Annotated in this window: 15 protein-coding genes; 4 read left to right on the top strand and 11 right to left on the bottom strand. The window is 62.3% G+C overall.

Features of this window, described 5'->3' with window-relative positions:
* Nucleotides 1–106: 106 nt before the first annotated feature.
* The gene (locus BLW21_RS13180) at nt 107–1,345 is read left to right on the top strand and encodes an alpha/beta hydrolase family protein (protein ID WP_092740766.1); all 1,239 of its coding nucleotides are present in this window, start codon (nt 107–109) and stop codon (nt 1,343–1,345) included.
* Nucleotides 1,346–1,397: 52 nt separating this feature from the next.
* On the opposite strand, the gene BLW21_RS13185 is transcribed toward BLW21_RS13180, so the two are convergent.
* The 6 genes from BLW21_RS13185 to BLW21_RS21555 all read right to left on the bottom strand — a co-directional run bounded on the left by BLW21_RS13185 (nt 1,398) and on the right by BLW21_RS21555 (nt 7,649).
* Nucleotides 1,398–2,081: a plasmid pRiA4b ORF-3 family protein gene (locus BLW21_RS13185; RefSeq protein WP_092740768.1), complete on the bottom strand. Its 684-nt coding sequence runs from the start codon at nt 2,079–2,081 to the stop codon at nt 1,398–1,400.
* A 68-nt stretch (nt 2,082–2,149) separates the two neighbouring features.
* Nucleotides 2,150–2,506 (bottom strand): hypothetical protein, encoded by a 357-nt coding sequence (locus tag BLW21_RS13190; protein WP_092740770.1) that lies wholly within the window; start codon nt 2,504–2,506, stop codon nt 2,150–2,152.
* A gap of 15 nt (nt 2,507–2,521) precedes the next feature.
* Nucleotides 2,522–4,981 (bottom strand): penicillin acylase family protein, encoded by a 2,460-nt coding sequence (locus BLW21_RS13195; RefSeq protein ID WP_092740772.1) that lies wholly within the window; start codon nt 4,979–4,981, stop codon nt 2,522–2,524.
* A gap of 237 nt (nt 4,982–5,218) precedes the next feature.
* Nucleotides 5,219–5,806 (bottom strand): outer membrane beta-barrel protein, encoded by a 588-nt coding sequence (locus BLW21_RS13200; protein WP_175470966.1) that lies wholly within the window; start codon nt 5,804–5,806, stop codon nt 5,219–5,221.
* 243 nt (nt 5,807–6,049) lie between these two features.
* On the bottom strand, nt 6,050–6,889 hold the full coding sequence (locus BLW21_RS13205) for a hypothetical protein (RefSeq protein WP_092740776.1): 840 nt from the start codon (nt 6,887–6,889) through the stop codon (nt 6,050–6,052).
* A complete protein-coding gene (locus BLW21_RS21555) occupies nt 6,816–7,649 on the bottom strand; it encodes a hypothetical protein (protein WP_175470967.1) in 834 nt (277 codons plus the stop codon). Before BLW21_RS21555 ends, BLW21_RS13205 begins: the two co-directional genes overlap by 74 nt.
* Before the next feature lie 166 nt (nt 7,650–7,815).
* On the opposite strand from BLW21_RS21555, the gene BLW21_RS13215 reads away from it, so the two are divergent.
* Nucleotides 7,816–8,499 carry an LbetaH domain-containing protein gene (locus tag BLW21_RS13215; RefSeq protein WP_217633869.1) on the top strand — a complete coding sequence of 228 codons (684 nt, stop codon included), beginning with the start codon at nt 7,816–7,818 and terminating at the stop codon, nt 8,497–8,499.
* A 115-nt stretch (nt 8,500–8,614) separates the two neighbouring features.
* Here the strand turns inward: BLW21_RS13215 and BLW21_RS13220 are convergent, their stop codons facing one another.
* The 4 genes from BLW21_RS13220 to BLW21_RS13235 form a co-directional block, all read right to left on the bottom strand.
* Complete coding sequence (locus tag BLW21_RS13220; RefSeq protein WP_092740780.1) at nt 8,615–10,057, bottom strand: TolC family protein; 1,443 nt, start codon at nt 10,055–10,057, stop codon at nt 8,615–8,617.
* Nucleotides 10,050–13,247 (bottom strand): efflux RND transporter permease subunit, encoded by a 3,198-nt coding sequence (locus BLW21_RS13225; RefSeq protein ID WP_092740782.1) that lies wholly within the window; start codon nt 13,245–13,247, stop codon nt 10,050–10,052. Before BLW21_RS13225 ends, BLW21_RS13220 begins: the two co-directional genes overlap by 8 nt.
* A gap of 178 nt (nt 13,248–13,425) precedes the next feature.
* Nucleotides 13,426–14,508: an efflux RND transporter periplasmic adaptor subunit gene (locus tag BLW21_RS13230; RefSeq protein WP_092740784.1), complete on the bottom strand. Its 1,083-nt coding sequence runs from the start codon at nt 14,506–14,508 to the stop codon at nt 13,426–13,428.
* Nucleotides 14,509–14,904: 396 nt separating this feature from the next.
* A complete protein-coding gene (locus BLW21_RS13235) occupies nt 14,905–15,720 on the bottom strand; it encodes a septal ring lytic transglycosylase RlpA family protein (protein ID WP_092740786.1) in 816 nt (271 codons plus the stop codon).
* 422 nt (nt 15,721–16,142) lie between these two features.
* On the opposite strand from BLW21_RS13235, the gene BLW21_RS13240 reads away from it, so the two are divergent.
* Both BLW21_RS13240 and BLW21_RS13245 read left to right on the top strand, forming a co-directional pair.
* A complete protein-coding gene (locus BLW21_RS13240) occupies nt 16,143–17,057 on the top strand; it encodes a DUF72 domain-containing protein (RefSeq protein WP_092740788.1) in 915 nt (304 codons plus the stop codon).
* 22 nt (nt 17,058–17,079) lie between these two features.
* Nucleotides 17,080–17,727, top strand: coding sequence for a DUF8164 family protein (locus BLW21_RS13245; protein ID WP_092740790.1), 648 nt, complete (start codon nt 17,080–17,082; stop codon nt 17,725–17,727).
* 17 nt (nt 17,728–17,744) lie between these two features.
* Here the strand turns inward: BLW21_RS13245 and BLW21_RS13250 are convergent, their stop codons facing one another.
* On the bottom strand, nt 17,745–18,479 hold the full coding sequence (locus BLW21_RS13250) for a hypothetical protein (RefSeq protein ID WP_092740792.1): 735 nt from the start codon (nt 18,477–18,479) through the stop codon (nt 17,745–17,747).
* Nucleotides 18,480–18,627: the final 148 nt, after the last annotated feature.

Raw genomic sequence — 18,627 nt, forward strand, 5'->3', positions numbered from 1 at the left:
ACTATTATTTTGGCTGAAGGATAAAAATGCCCTTTCCGGCGCGGTCGGAACACGGGGGCGGCCGGTGGCGTTGGGTAGGTTCGTTTGGTAACCAACCCGCTTCTTTGTGCTGAAGACCCATATTTCCCGTTTTTCCGCGTCCGGCTGGGCAGTGGGCCTGCTGTGGCTGATAATGCTGGGTGCTGTGCCCGGCTGCAGCAGTGCCTCGCCCGAGCCTGCCACCGTTGCCCCACCCACGGCCCCGCCGCCGGTGGCGCCGCCGCCCGCCCCGGTGCTGGTGGGCAGCAGCCTTATCGGCGAGTACGCCCCGGCCCAACTGGCGGCGAGGGTGGCCGATATTCCGCTGGTGGGCGCGCTGGCGCGCTATTCGGTGCGGGTATACCGCCTCACCTACACCACCCGCAACACCGATGGGCAGGCCGTAACGGCCTCGGGGGCGGTGCTGGTGCCGGTGGCTCCGGCAGCGGTGCCGGTTATCAGCTACCAGCACGGCACGCTGCAGCCCGACGAGGAAAACCGGGCCCCCTCGTATTACAGCCAAAGCAGCGAAATCTGGTCGGCCGTGTCGGTGCTGGCGGCTACGGGCTACGTGGTGTCGGCCCCCGACTATATTGGTTACGGCGCCTCCAAGGCCCTGCCGCACCCCTACGAGCACGGCGCCTCGCTGGCCTCGGCCTCGGCCGATATGCTGCGGGCCACCCGCGAATTCTGCGCCCAGCAGAACATCAATATCAACAAGAAAAACTTCCTGCTCGGCTACTCGGAGGGCGGCTACGCCACCATGGCGCTGCACCAGCTGCTGGAGGAAAAGTACGCCGCCACGCTGCCCGTTACGGCCAGCGCCCCCGGCGCCGGAGCCTACCACAAATCGGCCTTCGCCCGCTACATTCTAAACTCGACGGAGCCGCTGAATTTCCTGAGCACCTACGTGTGGGTGCTGCGCACCTACGACCGGGTGTACCAACTCAACCGCCCGCTCAGCTATTACTACCAGCAGCCCTACGCCACCCGCCTGCAGGCCGACCCATTCAGCGCCGTGCCCCGGCAGGCCGCCGAGCTGTTCGCGCCCGCCTTCCGCCAGGCCGTGCTCACGAGTTCCGATGCGCCATTAACGGCCACGCTCACCGCCAACGACGTGTATGACTGGCAGCCGCGCGCCCCGCTGGCCCTATTCCACGGCACCGCCGACGACTATGTGCCCTTCTTCAACTCGGAGGATGCCTACAACGCCATGCGCGCCCGCGGTGCCATCCAAGTCGAGCTACGACCGATTCCTGGCGGCACCCACTTTACCGCCGCTCCGGTGTACACGCTGCAGGCCTACGCGTTTATCTCGCAATTTTAGGGGGAAACATGAGCAAGTGCGTGAGGGCGTGCGCAGAGGAAGCGACGGCCGGCTAGAATCCCGGTTCCGGCCGGGGGGCGGCGGCACCCCGCTGGCTTAGCAGGGCCTCGTAGTCGGTTATGATTTCGGCCAGAAAAGTTAGGTTGTGGTTGCAGCGGTCCAGGTCGAACTGAGCGGGGTCGAACTTGCCCAGGCCGGCGTACTCGCCGGGCATGCGCTTGCGCTTGCCGGCAGCTTTCTCGGCCAGCAGCGCCAGCAGGTTCTCGAAGCCGGGCGGGCCGCCGATGTCTTCGGGCGGCGCGGCCCGCTTGCCGGCCAGGCAGCGCACCGATTCCAGGCGGGCCGCCTCGGGCAGCAGGGGCGTTAGCTGCTCCACCACTATATCGTGCTGCCAGTAGTCGCCGAAGTCGTAGGTGTAGGTTACTGTGTCGCCGGGGGTGGCCAAAATGGTACTCAGCGGTGCTTTTCGCGGGTCGTGCTTGCTTTCTTCCGGGTCCGAGTCGTCGTCTGACCCAGCCAGTGGCATGGCTACGAATTCGGGCACGGATTCAGTCCCTCGGTCCCCGCGCCCCCGCTCCTGGCGGAATTCCCAGAGGTGGTAGTTTTCCCAATCGAACAGCAGCTGGAGCACGAAATGCAGCTCCCAGAACGTGAGGGTGTCGGGCAGCGCCACGCGCCGCCACACGGGCGGCCTGGTATAGCGCAGGCTTGCTTTAAGTTGCAGTAAGTTAGCCATCGGGCAGAGACGCTGGTTGAAAGCGCAACCTACTTATTTCGCCCGAGAAGAAGCGGCCCGCTACCGCTTCATTGGCTGGCTGCCGCCGCCCGCCCCCACGCCCCGGCCAGCGCGGCCAGCCCGCCCACCAGCCCGGCGAGTAGGCCACCAAGCAGCACCAGCCGCCAGGAGTTGCCGCCCAGTGGCAGCAACGTAGCCACGCGGCCAGCCAGCAGGCCTGCACCATGGAGGTTGAGCCAGGCGGCGGGCAGCCACCAACTGAGCGCCGCACCCAGCAGCCCGGCCCCAAAGGCAGCCCCGGCCGAACCGCCCCGCCACGCGGCCAGCCCCAGGCACAGCGGCAGCACCACCCACCAGGGTAGCACCAGTTGGGCCAAGCTGGCCAGCACGAAAATCAGCAGGAAAAGAATAAAAAACGATTTCATAGGAATTGGGCTGGCTTACTGCTCCAGCCGCCAGGCGGCTTGCAGGCGGGGGTGGTTTTCGTCGGCGGCTTGCAGAAACACCAGCTCATCCAGCTTACCGGTGCGCCAGCTTTCCAGCATGTCGTCGTAATGGGCCGAGGCGGGGTTGCCGCTCTGGCCGCCGGGGAAGATGCCGTAGGCGCGCACCGGCGTCGACAGGTCTACGACCATGCGCCAGGAGGGGCCGTTGCGCGGGCCGGTGGCATTCACGCTGCCGGGGCTGCCGCCGCACGCAATATCCTGGTGGCCGAAGCCGGGCAGCTGGGCCAAATGGTTGATGTCGGTGCTTTTCTGGTTGGCCCAGGCCCATTTCGGCCCTAGTGGTCCAAACTTGCGGGTCAGCGAATCCAGCGCAAACTGCAGCGAGGCCGCGAGCAGGTCGGGGGCGGTTTCCTTCTGGGGCGTGCGCCGGTCGTCGAGCCAGGGGCTGCGGGGCTCGGCCAGCAGCAGTTGGTTGGTTCGGTCGCGGGCGGGGAAGCGCATTTCGAGGCCGGTGGCTGCTTTGCCGAAATCGTCCTCCCAGAGCCGCCGCACTAAATCCTGGTACCAAAGCTCGAAGATGGTGGCCTCCACGGCTTCGGCGGCATAGTGGTAACGCCAGCGCGCCAAGGCGCGGCGGGCGGCCAACGTAGTTGCTATGTCGGCCGCCGGGTTCCCGGAAACCGCGGGCAGGTGGGCCAGCATCCAGGGCAGCATCAGCTGCGCATTGAGCCCCAAATTATCGTTCTGCAGCACCCGCAGCGTGTCGGCGGTGGCGCGGCGCATGTGGCTTAGCTGCTGGTTGATGCGGTGGGCCCGGTCCCAGGGGGCGTAATCCCAGCCCAGGTAATACGGGTAGCCCGGCCCGGCCGAGTGCTGGTTGGCCGACGACACGTAGCCGCGGGCCGGATTCAGCACCCGCGGCGTCTGGCTCATCGGAATCCAGCCCTGCCAATCCTGGCGCGGGTCGGATCCGTCGAGGATGAACTTGCCCTGCTCGGCGTACTTGAGCGGGAAACGGCCGTTGGGCCGGATGGCCACGTCGCCGCTGCGGCTGGCGAAGATGAAGTTCTGGGCCGGCGAGGCGTAGGTACGCAGGGCCCGGTCGTAATCCTGGTAGTTGCGGGCGTGGTTGAGCTTCACGAAGGCCAGCACCTCGTTGGCCCCGGCGGCCTCGTGGGCCGTCCAGCGCAGGGCGTGGCGCACGGGCGTTTGGGCGTTGAAGGTCTTTTCGTCGTGGTCGTACACCACGGGGCCGTGGTGGGTGTAGAGCACGGTATCGAGTTGGTCGGGGCGGCCGCGCACGGCAATGCGCTCCACCACCCGGCGCACCGGCTTCCAGCGCCCGTCGTGCCAGTATTCGCGCCGGCGGGCGTCTTTGAACTTCAGCTGGTACCAGTCGAGCACGTCGCCGCCCACGTTGGTTACGCCCCAGGCCACATCCGTATTGAAGCCGATGATAACGGCCGGCGCGCCCGGAATCGTGACGCCGTACACGTTCTGGCCCGGGCCGTGCAGCTGCACCTGGTACCAGATGCTGGGCAAATTGAGCTGCAGATGCGGGTCGTTGGCCAGCAGCGGCCGGCCCGAAGCCGTGCGCGAACCGGCCAAGGCAAAGTTGTTGGAGCCCAGCTCGGCATCGGGCTCGCGGCTCGGCTCCAGGCCCGACACGGCCGCCGCGAACGGGGCCGGCACGGGCGGCACGGCCAGCGGTTTAAAGTCGAGCGGCGTACCCTCGGGTACCACCGGGTCGGCGCGGAAGGGAAAGTCGGGAAACAGGTCGCGGGTGACGTCGGGGCCGTATTTGCTCAGGACGTTGCTCAGGCGCAAATCGTCGGAGCGGCCGCTCAGGTCCCAGGCCATCAGCTTGAGCAGCAGGGCGCACTTGAGCGGTTGCCAGGGTTCGGGGGCATAGTCGAGCAGCTTGTACTCAAACGGATACTCTTTGGGGCTGAGCTGGCTGATATAGGCATTCACGCCCGCCGAGTACGACTCCAGCACCAGCCGGGTGGTGTCGTTTTTGAGCATCTCACGCAGCGAGTTTTCGGCCCCAAAGGGCAGGCCCATGCGGCGCTGAAACCGGTCGTACTCCAGGGCCCGCTCACCCACCACTTCCGAAATCCGGCCGGCCGCCACGCGGGTCATAAACTCCATCTGCCAGAGCCGGTCGCGGGCCGTGAGGTAGCCCTGAGCGTAGTACAGGTCGTGGTCGTTTTCGGCGAAGATGTGGGGCACCCGCCGGTCGTCGAAGCGCACCCGCACCGTTTGGTGCAGGCCGGGCAGGCGCAGGGTTTGCCGGGCCGGGAAATCGGCGGCCGTTTCGCCGTTCTGCCAGAACCCCGAGTAGGGGCTCAGCAGCCGGCCCAGCGGCGGCACCTGGCCCTGTTGGGTGTTCAGTACCCAGGCCAGCACAACGGCCGAGAGCAGGGCCAGCAAAGGTTTCAGCCAACGCAGCATACGCAATCCGGATTTTTAGGGAGCCGGAAGGTAGCAAATGCCCGGCGGTGTTGCGGTTGAAAGAATGGCCTGCCAAATGAACCACAATCCCAGCAGGGCGACCTATGGGTAGCAAACCTATCAAAAACCATATAGCCCCGGCGGAGTGCTACCGACCGTTGAACGATTGGTAGCACTCCGCCGGGGCTAGGGCGCGGCAGTGGCTGCAATAGCCAGCCGCTTCGGTGGGTGCCGCCGTTAGTTGCGGGGCAGGTAGATGCGGAAACCCAGGTTAAGGCTCAGGGCCCCATTGCCGGAGTTGCTGTTGCCCGTGATGCGTTGGTAGGCGAGCAGCCCTTCCAGACCCACGGCCGGGGTAATGAAGTAGGAGTAGCCCAGCCCGGCACTGCCGGCAAAATGTACGTCGGTGTCGAAGTAAGATTCTCCCGGGATGCCGTTATTCGAGCGGTAACTGCTGAGCACACCTCCCACGCTCAATTCCCCAAATACCTGGTGCTTGCTCTCCGAAGGCAGGTAGTAGCGCAGCCAGGGCAGCACCCCCAGGGTCAGGGAACGGTTGGTTATGCCATCGGCCACATCAAGCTTGAGGCGCGAATAGCCAAGTGGCACGGCAACCCCAACGGCAAGGTTATCGGCCACAAATATGCCAAGCGAGGGCATGAGGGTACCGGAAAAACGCTTGATGTTATCATTGCTTTGGAATGTGAAATTACCGCCGCTCAGGCCCAGTACGCGGGTGCCCTGGGCAGTTTGCGCCTGCGCGGCACTGCTGGCCAACAGCGCGGCCGCCAGCAGCGGCAAGGAAAGAAATCGGGTTGCTAGCACTATATAGAAAGTAAGAGATGGAAAGATGCGCGAATAACGGCCTTTAAAAGCACAAATTGCCCCGTCCGCGCCGGTTGTAACGGGCGGGGCAGTTTTTGGAGCGACTCGGAACAGGAGTGGTTTGTTAGGGTACGCTGTTTGAAAAAACAACGCACAACAGATTTTTTGGGGCCAACGAATCAAGAACCTCGATGCTGTAGCCGGACGGCCGAACCAGCTTGCCACGAAAGGGCAGTGGAAACGCTAAAATGAATGGTCTCCCCCGACAGCTCCGCTGGGATTAAAGTCGAAATACCAAGCTGTTACGAAGGGGCTATCGGCCTGGATGGTGACCCAACCAGGCTGCGCTTGCAGGAATTCGCGTAGTTCGGTGTCGGTGGCCACGGCTAGCCGTAGCTGGCCGAAGGGCGGCAGGATGGCCTCCCGACTCAGGGTTTGTTGGTCGGCTTCGCGATAAAACGTCAGGCGCAGGGTAGCCGTTCGGGCATATGCTTTCACCGCCGAGCCATTGAGCACCACCACCACCGAGTGCGCCCCGTCGAGAATGGGACTCCACTTGAACGTGCCAGGCTTGGTGAGCAGGTTGGCGTTGGCCAACTGGGAGTTGAAGCACACGTTGGTGGGCAGGTTCATGGCCTGCCCGATTTGCCCCACGTTCAGGCCAAACTTGAGCCGGGTCGGAATGCGGCCGCGCTCGGGCCAGTGCTTGATGATGTTGACGCCCTGGAAATGCCGCAGATGCTCGGGCGAGAAGTGCTGGCTAGCGGCGGCACGGAAATCGAGCGTGAAGAACTGGTCGGGGGTGCTTTCTACGGCCCGCCAGTTGGCAATACGGCCCACCTGCTCGCCGGCTGCGTTGTAAAATTCCAGGTCGATGCCGAAGGTGGAGGGTGAGTAGATGGGATAAAAAACCAGGTGCGTATACTGGTCATCTTCCAGAAATAGCGGCGCGAAAACGGCGCTGTCGTGAAACCGCTCATCGAGGTTGGCCCAGTAGGCCCCGTCATCGTCAACGGCCGAACTGTCGTAATAAGTGTGGGTGATGCTGAGGGCGTGGCGTTGCTGCTCGAAATTGCCGGCCACGAAGCGCGGGAAGAAGCCTAAGAAGCTGTGGCGTAACTTGATAGTGCCCTTCCCCCCCCCCCCCCCCCCCCCCCCCCCCCCCCCCCCCCCCCGCGGCCAGGTCGATATAGCGGCGTAATTCTACCACCTGAGTGGAGTAGGGCGGTACGTCGGGCAGAGTAAAAAAGCCGTGAGTTGCCTGGTTGTGCTCATCGACTATTGTCCAGTCGATACGGGGGCGCTCGTAGGCGTACACGCCGTTCACGAAGGCGAAAAAAGGCGAGTAGGCCGCATCCGATAAAATGTCGAAGCCGCATTCCGGCACGATGGTGTCCTCGTTTTCGCGTAGGTCCTCAATGTCGTTGTACACCCGGCCGGTGGTATGGACGCTGGCCATGAATTCCGGTCCGTAATAGTTGAGTACGAAGGCCGGATAGGGGTACACTAAGTCGCGGGTGGAGAATATTTCGAGCTCCAACGACCCCGTGAAATCCTCTTCTACTGGCAACTGCGCCTCGGCCAGCAGGTCGGGCAGACGTACGGCAAAAGCCTTAGGCTCGGTAACGAGGATGCTCCGGCGGGCGATAATTGCGCCGGGTTGGTCGCGTAGCGTTGCCAGTAGCTGCACCTCCGGAATCTGCCGCTTCAGCAGCCAGTACCCCATAAACAGCACCCGGCTGGAGTAAGCCGCCGTATGCAGTACCGGGAAAATAGCAGACGAGCGAAATACCGGCCGGCGGGTCAGGCTCACGGACTGGCCAGCAGCCAGCGTGGATTCCAAATGTTTTTGGTACGTTTTCATCGAAACAAATCTAGGAACAAGCGGCTATGGAACCGGGCGATTGAAAAAGCAGCAGTGGTCAGCCAGCCGCCAAAATACGGAGTCTGCGCACACTGTCTTTCCAACCGCGACTTTTACCTTCGCAATTGTCTCCCCGCCATCCATTATGCGCATACAACTGGCCCTGCCCGAAATGGAGCTGACCCGGCTGCTCCAGCGGCAACTTACGGCTCTCTTCGTATTCAACTCACCCGCCGAAGATGAGGCGCTACAGGCAGGCTGCGCCTACGCGCAAGAACGGGTAGCGTATAGTTTCCAGTTTCACCGGAACAAATATTACCGGCGAGATGGCGCGGTGTATTTTTCGCCTTTTCAATCTTCGCAGTACGCCATTTTTCTGTATTACGCAGCGTATTACCTAGGGCAGCAGGCCGCCACCGAAAGTCTGGCCGACCGAGTGTACTACCTGAACAAGGCGCTGAATGGGGTGGACTTATACCACCAGACGGTACTGCCCGCCGTGTTCGGGCTCGACCATCCGGTGGGCAGCGTAATGGGCCGGGCTGAGTATGGCAATTACTTCTCTTTTATGCAAGGCTGCACTGTGGGGCAAAACAACGGCCTGTCGCCTCGCATCGGCGAGAATGTATGCTTGATGGCCTATGCCGGTGTGCTGGGCAACAGCCATATTGGCGACAACTGCATCCTGGGGGCGCAGGCGCTGGTAATAGACGAGCACATCCCGGCCAACAGCCATGTCTTCGGACGCTCCCCTCACCTGATAGTACGAACGAAAACAGCCGAAATTATGCGTGTCCGCAGTGAAAGGTGGTGGTTTGCGACAGAGTAACACGGCGGGATACCTATGCGGTGAGGTAAGCAGAGTAGGGGGGAAATGAGCCAGTCGCACTACGCGAAGCGAGACACGACTGGTCATTGCCCGGTACTGTTCCTCTCCTTTGCCTCTAATTCCAGCCGCCGCCCAAGGCCCTGTATACGTTGACCTGGGCATTGAGCTGCTTCATCTTCAACTCAATCAGCTCATACTTGGCCTCCAGGGCGTCGCGCTGGGTGAAGAGGACTTCGGTGTAGTCGGCGCGGGCCGAGCGGAACAGGATGTTGGAAATGGCCACCGACTGGTTGAGGGCGGCTACGGCGCGGGCCTTCTCGTCGTAGCTCTGGCCCAGGTTGCGCAGGCTGGCCAGCTGGTTGCTCACCTCCACGTAGGCGTTCAATACCGTGCGCTCGTAGTTGTAGGCCGTCTGAACCTGGGCCGCGTTGGCGCTGCTGTACACCGATTTGATGCCGTTGCGGTTGATGAGCGGGGCCATCAGGTCGCCGGCCGCCGAGAATAGCAGCGACTGGGGCGTGGTAAAAATAAGCCCTGGCTTGAAGGCCTCGAAGCCGGCCGAGCCGGTGATGCGCAACGCCGGATAGAAAGCGGCGCGGGCTACCTGCACATCGAGGTTGGAAGCCAGCAGGCGCTGCTCGGCCTGGCGGATGTCGGGGCGGTTTTGCAGCAGCTGGGCTGGTACGCCGGCGCGCACCAGCGGCGGCACCAGGGCATTGAACGAGGCGTCGTTGCGGACCATCGGCTGGGGGTAGCGGCCCACCAAAAAGTTGAGGCGGTTCTCGGTTTCGACGATTTGCTGCTGAATGGTGAACTGGTTGCTGAGCGTGTTGTGCAGCTGGGCCTCGAAGCGCTGCACGGCCAGCTCCGTGACGCGCGCCGACTCTTTCTGCAGCTTCACCAGCTCCAGGGCGTTGCGCTGAATCTCGATGTTCTGGCGCGTAATGGCCAGCTGGCTATCCAGGGCCAGCAGTTCGTAGTACGAGGTGGCCACTTCGGCAATCAGGTTGGTAACGGTGAAGTTCCGGCCCTCCACGCTGGCCAGGTAGCGCAGCGCGGCGGCCTTGCGGGCGTTGCGCAGCCGCTGCCACACATCCACTTCCCAGCTCGCAAACGCGCCCACCTGGTGGTTGGCCAGCGGGTTGGGGTTGGCGTGGTCTTCCCGGATGTTCACCTGCTCCTCGGTGGCGCCACGCAGCGTGTAGCGGCCGGGCCGGCCCACGTCGGAGCGCACGCCCACGCCCAGAAACGGCATATACTCGCCCTTCCGGATCTGGATTTCGTTTTTCGAAATCTGAATTTCCTGCAGCGCAATGTTCAGCTCCTGGTTGTTGCGCAGGGCCGTATCAATGAGGGCCGTGAGGTTGGGGTCGGTGAAAAACTCCTTCCAGCGCAGCTGGGCAGGGTTGGTGCTATCGGCGGCGAGGGCGGCGCCGGGGTAGGCGGCCGGCACCGCGTGGCTGGCCGCGCGGGGCACAATGCCCGGCGTCACGCAGCCCGCCAGGGCCACCGCACAGGCGGCGGCCCCCAAAAAGTTATACAGGCTATTCTTACGCATGGGTGGTAACTTGATCTGCTTCGGTTACGGTTACGTGGGGCTCGAATTCGGAGAGCGGGTTCTCATTTTCGTCCTGAATGAGCTTGCGGCCGGCGGCCATCGTGCCGAAGATGTAGTACAGTCCGGGCACGATAATCACGCCGAACACGGTGCCGAACAGCATGCCGCCCAGCGCCGCCGTGCCAATGGTGCGGTTGCCGATGGCGCCCGCGCCGGTGGCAATCACCAGCGGAATCAGACCGGCCATGAAGGCGAAGGAAGTCATCAGAATAGGGCGGAAGCGGACTTTGGCGCCCTCGATGGCGGCGGCGCGCACGCTCATGCCCTCCTCGTGCTTCTGCACGGCAAACTCCACAATCAGCACCGCGTTTTTGCCCAGCAAACCCACCAGCATCACCAGCCCCACCTGGGCATAAATGTTGTTGGCCAGCCCCATCACCTTAATCAGCAGGAAGGCCCCGAAAATACCGGCCGGCAAACTCAGCACCACCGCCAGCGGCAGCAGGAAGCTTTCGTACTGGGCGGCCAGCACCAGGTACACGAAGCCGAGCACGATGAGGAAGATGATGACGGCCTCGTTGCCGCGGCCCACTTCGTCCTTGCTCAGCCCGCCCCAGTCGATGTCGTAACCCCGGGGCAGGGTTTTGGCCGCCACTTCCTGCACAGCCTTAATGGCCTCGCCCGAGCTGTAGCCCGCGGCGGCGTCGCCCCGGATGGAGGCCGTGGTGTACATGTTGTAGCGGTTGATTTCGTTGGCGCCCTGGCTTTTCTTGATCTTCATGAAGGCCGAAAACGGTACCATGTCGCCCTTGTCGTTCTTCACCCACATGTTCAGGATGTCTTTGGGCAGGCGGCGGTACTCGGGCGAGGCCTGCACGTACACCTTGAAAAAGCGCTGGTACTTGATAAAGCCCAGCTCGTAGGTCGAGCCAATCATGATAGACAGCGTGTTCATGGCGTTGCCGATGTTCACGCCTTTCTGCATGGCCAGCTGGTTGTCGATCTGCAGCTCGTACTGCGGGTAGTTGGCCGAGTAGAACGTGAACAGGCCGGAGAGCTCCTTGCGCTTGCGCAGGTTGGCCATAAACTCGTCGTTGACCTGCTCCAGGCTCTTGTAGTCGCCGGTGTTGGTTTTGTCGAGCAGCTGCAGCTGGAAGCCGCCCGCCGCGCCGTAGCCCGGCACGGCCGGGGGCTCAAAAAACTCGATGGTCGCGCCCGGAATTTCCTTGGCCTTTTCTTCCAGGGCCAGCACAATGTCGTGGATGGATTCCTTCCGCTCGCTCCAGGGCTTAAGGTCGATCAGGCAGGTGCCGGCATTGGAGCCGCGGCCCTCGGTGAGCACCTCGTAACCGGCCAGCGTGGAGATGCTGGCAATGCCGGGCACGTCTTTGGCCAGCCGCTGCAAGTCCTGCGAAATGGCGTTGGTGCGCTCCAGCGTCGAGCCCGGCGGCGTCTGGATAATGGCGTAGAGCAGGCCCTGGTCTTCGCTCGGAATAAAGCCCGAGGGCAGGGTAGTAGAGATGCCGAAGATGCCAAAACCGAAGGCCGCCAGCACCAGGAACGTAAGCACCCGGCGGTCAACCACTTTCTCCAGGAAGCCCACGTACACGCCCGTCAGGCGCTCGAAGCCGCGGTTGAACCAGTCGAGGAAGCGGTTGATGGGCGACTTGGGGCGGGGCTGGCCGTGGTTGTTTTTCAGAATCATGGCGCACAGCACCGGCGTCAGGGTCAGGGCCACAACACCCGAAATAACAATGGCGGAGGCCATGGTAATCGAGAACTGCCGGTAGAAAATGCCCACCGGACCGCTCATGAAGGCCACGGGCACGAACACGGCCGTCATCAGAATGGTAATGGCAATAATGGCCCCGCTGATTTCGCCGATAACCTCGCGCACGGCCCCGTAGGGCGAGAGGTGCTTCTCCTCCATCTTGGCGTGCACCGCTTCCACCACCACAATGGCGTCATCGACCACAATACCGATGGCGAGCACCAGGGCAAACAGGGTAATCATGTTAATCGTGAGCCCGAACGCCTGCATGGCCATAAACGCCCCAATCAGCGACACGGGCACGGCCAGAATCGGAATCAGCGTCGAGCGCCAGTCGCCCAGGAACAGGAACACCACGATGGCCACCAGAATAAAGGCGTCGCGCAGGGTGTGAATCACGTTTTCGATGGAGGCGTCGAGGAAGTTCGACACGTCGTAGCTGATTTTGTAGTCCATGCCGGGGGGCATGGTTTTCTTCAGCTCCTCCAGCTTGCCCTTCACCTCGGCAATCACGTCTTTGGCGTTCGAGCCGTAGGTTTGCTTGAGCACAATGGCCGCCGAGGGGTAGCCGTCGAGGTTGGAGTAGATGTCGTAGAACTCGGAGCCCAGGGCCACGTCGGCCACGTCGCTCAGGTGCAGAATTTCGCCGTCGGCGTTGGCCTTGAGAATAACGTTTTTGTACTGGTTCACGTCGCTGAAGCGGCCCTCATACGTCAGCACGTACTCCAGAGCCTGCGACTGGCCCCCGTCGGAGCGGCCGATGCGGCCCGGCGAGCCAATCACGCTCTGCTCGTCGAGTGCCTTCATCACGTCGTCGGCCGAGATGTTGTAGGCCCGCATGCGGTCGGGCTTGAGCCAGATGCGCATGGCGTACTGGCGGCTGCCCAGAATGGAGGCCCGCCCGATGCCGTTGATGCGCTGGATTTCGGGTATCATGTTCACCCCGGCGTAGTTGAACAGGAACTTCATGTCGGTGTTCTTGTCCTTGCTGTACAAGTTCACATACATGAGCATGTTGGGCACCACGCGGTTCACAATCACGCCCTCGCGCTGCACCAGAATGGGCAGGCGGTTGATAACCTGGGCAATCCGGGTGTTTACGTTCACCACGGCCTGGTCGGGGTCAGTACCCAGGTTGAACACAATCTGGATGTTGGCCTCGCCCGCACTCACGGCGTCGGCCGTCATGTACTTCATGCCCGGCACGCCGTTCACGGCCTGCTCCAGCGGAATCAGCACCGACTCGGTGAGCACCTTGGCGCTGGCCCCGGGGTAGGCCACGCTCACCATCACCATGGGCGGCGAAATTTCGGGAAACTGCGACGTGGGCAGCGTGTTCATGGCCAGCATCCCCAGAAAGAGGATGACAACGGAAATAACGATGGCAAAAACCGGCCGTCGAATGAATTTACTGAACATGGCTTTTTAAGCTGTTAGCTGAGAGCTATTAGCTGTTAGCTTCCGGGCCGATTGCATCGGCCGACAACTACCAGCTTTATTTTTTGGAAGGGAAAAGCTACTAGCCAACAGCTCCCAGTCGCCAGCCCTCCTGAAGAAGGCTAACAGCTAACAGCTCTCAGCTAACAGCTCAACCAAACTATTCTGAGTGGGTGCCCAGGTGGGTGATGACCTGCTGGGGGGCTTCGTAGGTGAAGCCAATCTTGTCGCCGTCCTTCACCTTGCGGATGCCTTCAAGCAGGAACTTCTCGCCGGGCTTCAGGCCGCTTTTGATAATGTAGAGGTCGGGCATTTCGGCCCCAACGGTGATTTCGCGCTGGTGCACTATGCCTTTGTCGTCGAGCACGTACAGGTACTTCTTCTCCAGCACCTCGTAGGTGGCTTTCTGCGGAACGATGAGGGCATGTTTAAGCGGCACGGTCATCAGCACGCTACCCGTTTCGCCGCTGCGCAACAGGCCCTCGGGATTGGGGAAAGTGGCCCGGAAGGCAATGTTGCCGGTTTCGTTGTTGAAATCGGCCTCAATCGTCTGTACCACGCCGGGGTACTTGAATTGCTCGTTGTTGGCCATCATCAACTTCACGTTGGTCTGGTTGTCGCTCTTGGCGTTGGTTTTGTAGGAGAGGTACTCGGCTTCCGGCACGTTGAAGTACACCCACATCTTGCTGTTGTCGGAAAGCGTGGTCAGCAGGTCGCCCTCATCCACCAGGCTGCCCAACCGCACCTGGAAATGGTCCATGATGCCGTTGAAAGGCGCCTTGATGGTGGTAAACGACAGGTGCGTTTTGGCCAGCGACACTTCGGCCTGGGCCTTGCCTACTTTGGCGGCGGCCAGGGCCAGCTCGCTTTTCGACACCACGTTGTTGTCGGCCAGGCGCTTGGTGTTCTGGTACTCGATGCCCACGTAGTTGGCCTCGGCCTCCGACTTCTTCAGCTCGGCCTCATACATGAGGGGCATGATCTGAAACATCAGCTGGCCCTTGCGCACCTCCTGGCCTTCATCGACGTAGATTTTCTGCAAATAGCCCTTCTCCAGGGCCCGCAGCTCGATGTGCTGAATGGCGTGCACCTGGGCCACGTATTCCTTGGTAATCGTTGTGTCTTGCAGCAGCGGGCTGGTAACGAGGTACTTTACAGCTTCCTCCTTAACTTCTTCGTGCTTGGTGCAGCTGGTGCCGAAGCACAGAATGCCGAAGCTGAGCAACAGCGTACTTTTTGTCATTAACGCGTGAGCGGCCATAGAGAAAGAGGGATGATGCGGGGTGATGTAGCCCGGGCGGACAGTGCCGGTTAAATCGTTGGATTTCAGAAATCTGCCGCCGGTTTGGCCGGGGCTGTTCCGGGAAAAGTGCAGTTGGCGCCGCTAGTGCAGCGGGCAACGAACGCCACAAAGCAACCGCCCCCTACATGAAGCGGGTGTGAAGCCCCCGGTGGGGTTCTTCTAAAAATCAATCTTTCCCCTCCTGAGCCCCAGTTCTTTCCAGGAACCGATGCAGCCACGTTTCCAGCCTCCCGAACGCCAAAAACCCGTTGCGCCGCTTCCCCAAAAGGAAAGCGGCGCAACGGGTTGTATAAAAAGTAGGCGAAGTATCGGAGGCCGGTATTTCGCGCTGTGGCCTTACAGGTTTTCGGTCTGGCGCACCAGGCCGGCCACCCCGGCACGGGCCAGGCGCAGGCGCACGGCGTTGGCCTCGGCGGCAGTAGCGAAACGGCCAACTACCACGCGGTTGAGGGGCTTGCCCTGCGCCGAGGCACCGGTGAGCGTCGTAACGGACAGCGCCGGCTCCAGACCCTGAATCTTGTCCATTACGGCGCGGGCGTTGCGCACGTCGCCGAAGGTGCCGGCCTGCACCACGTAGGTGGCGGTGGGCTCGGCCGTCAGGGCCACATCGGCGGCTTCGGCATGACCAGCCGCAATGTCGGTATGCAGCGTGGCCGTCTCGATGGGGTCGGCGGCCAGGGCCTGCAGGTCGTCGGGGGCCTCGGTGGGGCCCAGGGGCGTGGTGTCGGGCACCACTTCGGCTACCACCGATACGGCCCCGTGGGTAATGATGCCCAGTGGCCGGGCGGCTACTTCTGCCAGATCGAGAATGCGCTGGTGGCGGAAGGGGCCGCGGTCGGAAACGCGCACCACGACTGCTTCGCCGGTTTTAGGGTTCGATACCCGCAGGCGAGTGCCGAAGGGTAGGGTTTTGTGGGCGCAGGTGTACTGGTTGCGGTCGAACCGCTCGCCGTTGCTGGTGCGGCGGCCCTGGAACTCGCGGCCGTACCAGGAGGCGCGGCCCCGCAGAATAGTGCTCTTTTTGGCGGCAGTGGCAGCTTTTTCATCGTCCGTCAGCCGGGCCGTGCGGGCCTCAGCCGATTGCAGCGTCAGCAGGGCCGTCAGGCCAACTAGCAGCAAGCTTGATACATACCGTCGGTAGAGCACTTTCATCCAGAAATCGGTTGGTGAGTGCGACAAATCTAGAAGCGCCAACCAAAGCGAAGCTTACACCCCGAATCGTGTCCCTACAGCAGTAGGCTAAAAATTGACTTTTTATTAGAATCTTTGTATTTAAATAATTTAAGATAGTGCGGCCAAATAGGCGTTTGTGTTTAGTTGATACACATTTTGTACTCTTTTCAGATGATATGATAGTCCATTGAGAAATGCGACTATCCGCCGGTAAAAAAATTTGGGCCTCCAACCCCCGAAGTAGTCGGTAGGGTGGTTGCAAAAGTCCGGGAAATGTGGTAAGAGAGGTAAGGTACGCCTACACAACGTAGGGGCGGGGGCAAGCGCCGCCCCTGCGTCGTTCTTTTAACACTGTTGTCAGCCAAAACACAGCAACTCACAACGGATGCTTACCTTCGGGGATGGATTTTGGCCGCCTTTCCGACCTGCGCTACGTTGATTTCCGGCTGCCCGCCGACCACCCCGAAACGGCCGCTGTGCTGGCCCGGGCGCTGCCCGCGCAGCCCGCCCCGCCGGCCGTGTACGTGGGCTGCCCCATCTGGACCAACAAGGCCTGGCTGGGCTCCTACTTCCCGCAGGGCATCAAGGACGCCGACTACCTGCACCATTACGCCCGGCAGTTCAACAGCATCGAGCTCAACACCACCCACTACCGCATCCCCGACGCGCCTACCGTGCGCAAGTGGCGCGAGGCGGTGCCCGAGTCGTTCCGGTTCTGCCCCAAAATCCCGCAGGTTATCAGCCACGACCGGGCCCTGTACAACGCCGACGACCTGACTACGAGCTTCTGCCGGGCCATTGAGGGGCTGGGGCCGACGCTGGGCCACGCGTTTCTGCAGCTGCCGCCCACCTTCGGGCCCGAGCACCTGCGGCGGCTGGAGCGCTACCTGCTCGACTTCCCGGCCTTTGTGCCGCTGGCCGTGGAGCTGCGCCACCCCGGCTGGTTTTCCGATGCCGGCCTGCTGGCTACCGTCACGGCCATGCTCGAAGCCCTGAACAAGCCGCTGGTTATAAGCGACGTGGCGGGCCGGCGCGATGCGCTGCACCAGCGCCTGACCACGCCCATGGCCTTCGTGCGCCTCAACGGCCACGGCCTGATCGACTCCGACTTCCGCCGTGCCGACGACTGGGCCGCCCGCATTGCCGGCTGGCTCGAAGCGGGCCTGCACACGGCCTACGTCTTCATCCATCAGCGCGACATCCTGCACTCGCCACTCTGGGCCGAGCATTTCCTGCGCCGCCTGCACGAGCTGACGGGCATGGCCGTGCAGCCACCCCGCGTGATTCCGCAGCCGGTGCAGGGTAGCTTATTTTGAGAGTTGATTGGGAGGAAACCGCATGGAAAACACGACGGCCCGCCGGGGCGAAAACGGGGACAAAACCGGTAAATACGAGCTGATAGCCCGGATTTACGATGCCAACATTGACCCCGGCGACACGGTGGTCGTCGATATCTATATTACGGGTTACGGGCAGATTGCCAACTCCAAGCTGGCCCTCTACCCGCCGATTTCTATTCTGGCCGATTCCGGCTCGGCCGTCAGCTACGGCTTCGATTACCAGCAGGAGCGGGTACGCTGGGGTGGGCACACCACGGCCGTGTCGGAGCGAGGCATTGTGCTGCCCACTGCGGGCCCCGACGACGAGCCGTGGCCCGGCTACACGCGCTTCTTCGACGTCAGCGAAGATCCGGCACCCCGCATCGTAACCGAAGCTTCGCAGGGCGATAATGGCACCGCGCCCTACACGCTCAACCTGCGGCTTAGCTCCCGGGCCAAATCCGGCGACTACAATGTCACGCTGGTGTTCACGTACTTCAACGGCGAAACCTGGCAAACCTCGCGTGCCGACCCCAAATTCGCCGTCCGCAACGTGTTCGAGCGCAACGAGCGGGTAATATCCATTCTCGGCGTACTGGCCGCTATCGGCTCTATTCCGCCCATCTTTCGGGTCGGCTACAGCCTCTGGGAGTGGCTTAGTTCCTGAGCTAGCGCTTAAGCCGGTTATTTATTGGTCAGGCTGATTTTGACGCCTACTTCCAGGCCAAGGCTCAGGTCGCGCCGGTACTCGGGCATCGCGCCGATATAGTTGTGATAGGTGCGGGGGTTAGCCAGCCCGCCGCCAATGTAGGCGTTGAGCAGGCCCCGGCTGCCCAACCGGCGCTGCACGCCCCAGCGCACCGTGAGGGTGCTGTAGTCGTAGGCCAGCTCGTGCCGGCTGTAGGTGTAGTAATAGAGCAGGTCGCGCCGGAAGTAGTTGCCGAGCTGCAGGGCTACGTAAGGGCCCTGGTAGGGGCCCGTCCGGCGGCCGGCGGCCTGGCGCTTCTCCTGATGATAATAGTGGCGGATGCCCACATCAAGCCCCAGCTGCCGCAGGTTCAGGCCCTCCCGGTTGGAGGTGCCGTAGTAGCGGCGCTGGCCGATGTTCCAGAGGCTGGAGCCATTCAGGGTAGCCGACCACCCCGGCGCCAGCTGTTGCTCAACGCCCAGTACCAGCGGCAGGTTCAGCCCAGTATAGCCCCCCAGGCCCGCGCCGTCGGCAAGGCCCGTACCGAGCTTGAACAGCGGCCGGGGCCGAACCGCCGCATCGACGGCCGCAACCGGAGCCGGAGCTGCCGGAACCTCGGTAGGCGGAGTTGGCGGGCTGGCAAGCGTCGCCTGTTGGGCAAGGGCCGATACGCTGGCGCTGAGCAGGGCCGCCGTGGCCAGGCCTGCAACAGTCAGGGAGAAGAAGCGCATAAAAGCGAAATAGAATAAGAGGTTTAACTGCTGGCCGCGAACATAATTAATAGGTAGTGCCTATTGGTTCAGCAACAGGAGCGCGGGCCGGGGCTACGGGTTGCATAGGGCGCCGGGTGCTGGGCCTAAACTACAGCAATTCAGCCGC

Source organism: Hymenobacter psychrophilus (assembly GCF_900107135.1).
In the GTDB taxonomy this organism is placed as follows: domain Bacteria; phylum Bacteroidota; class Bacteroidia; order Cytophagales; family Hymenobacteraceae; genus Hymenobacter; species Hymenobacter psychrophilus.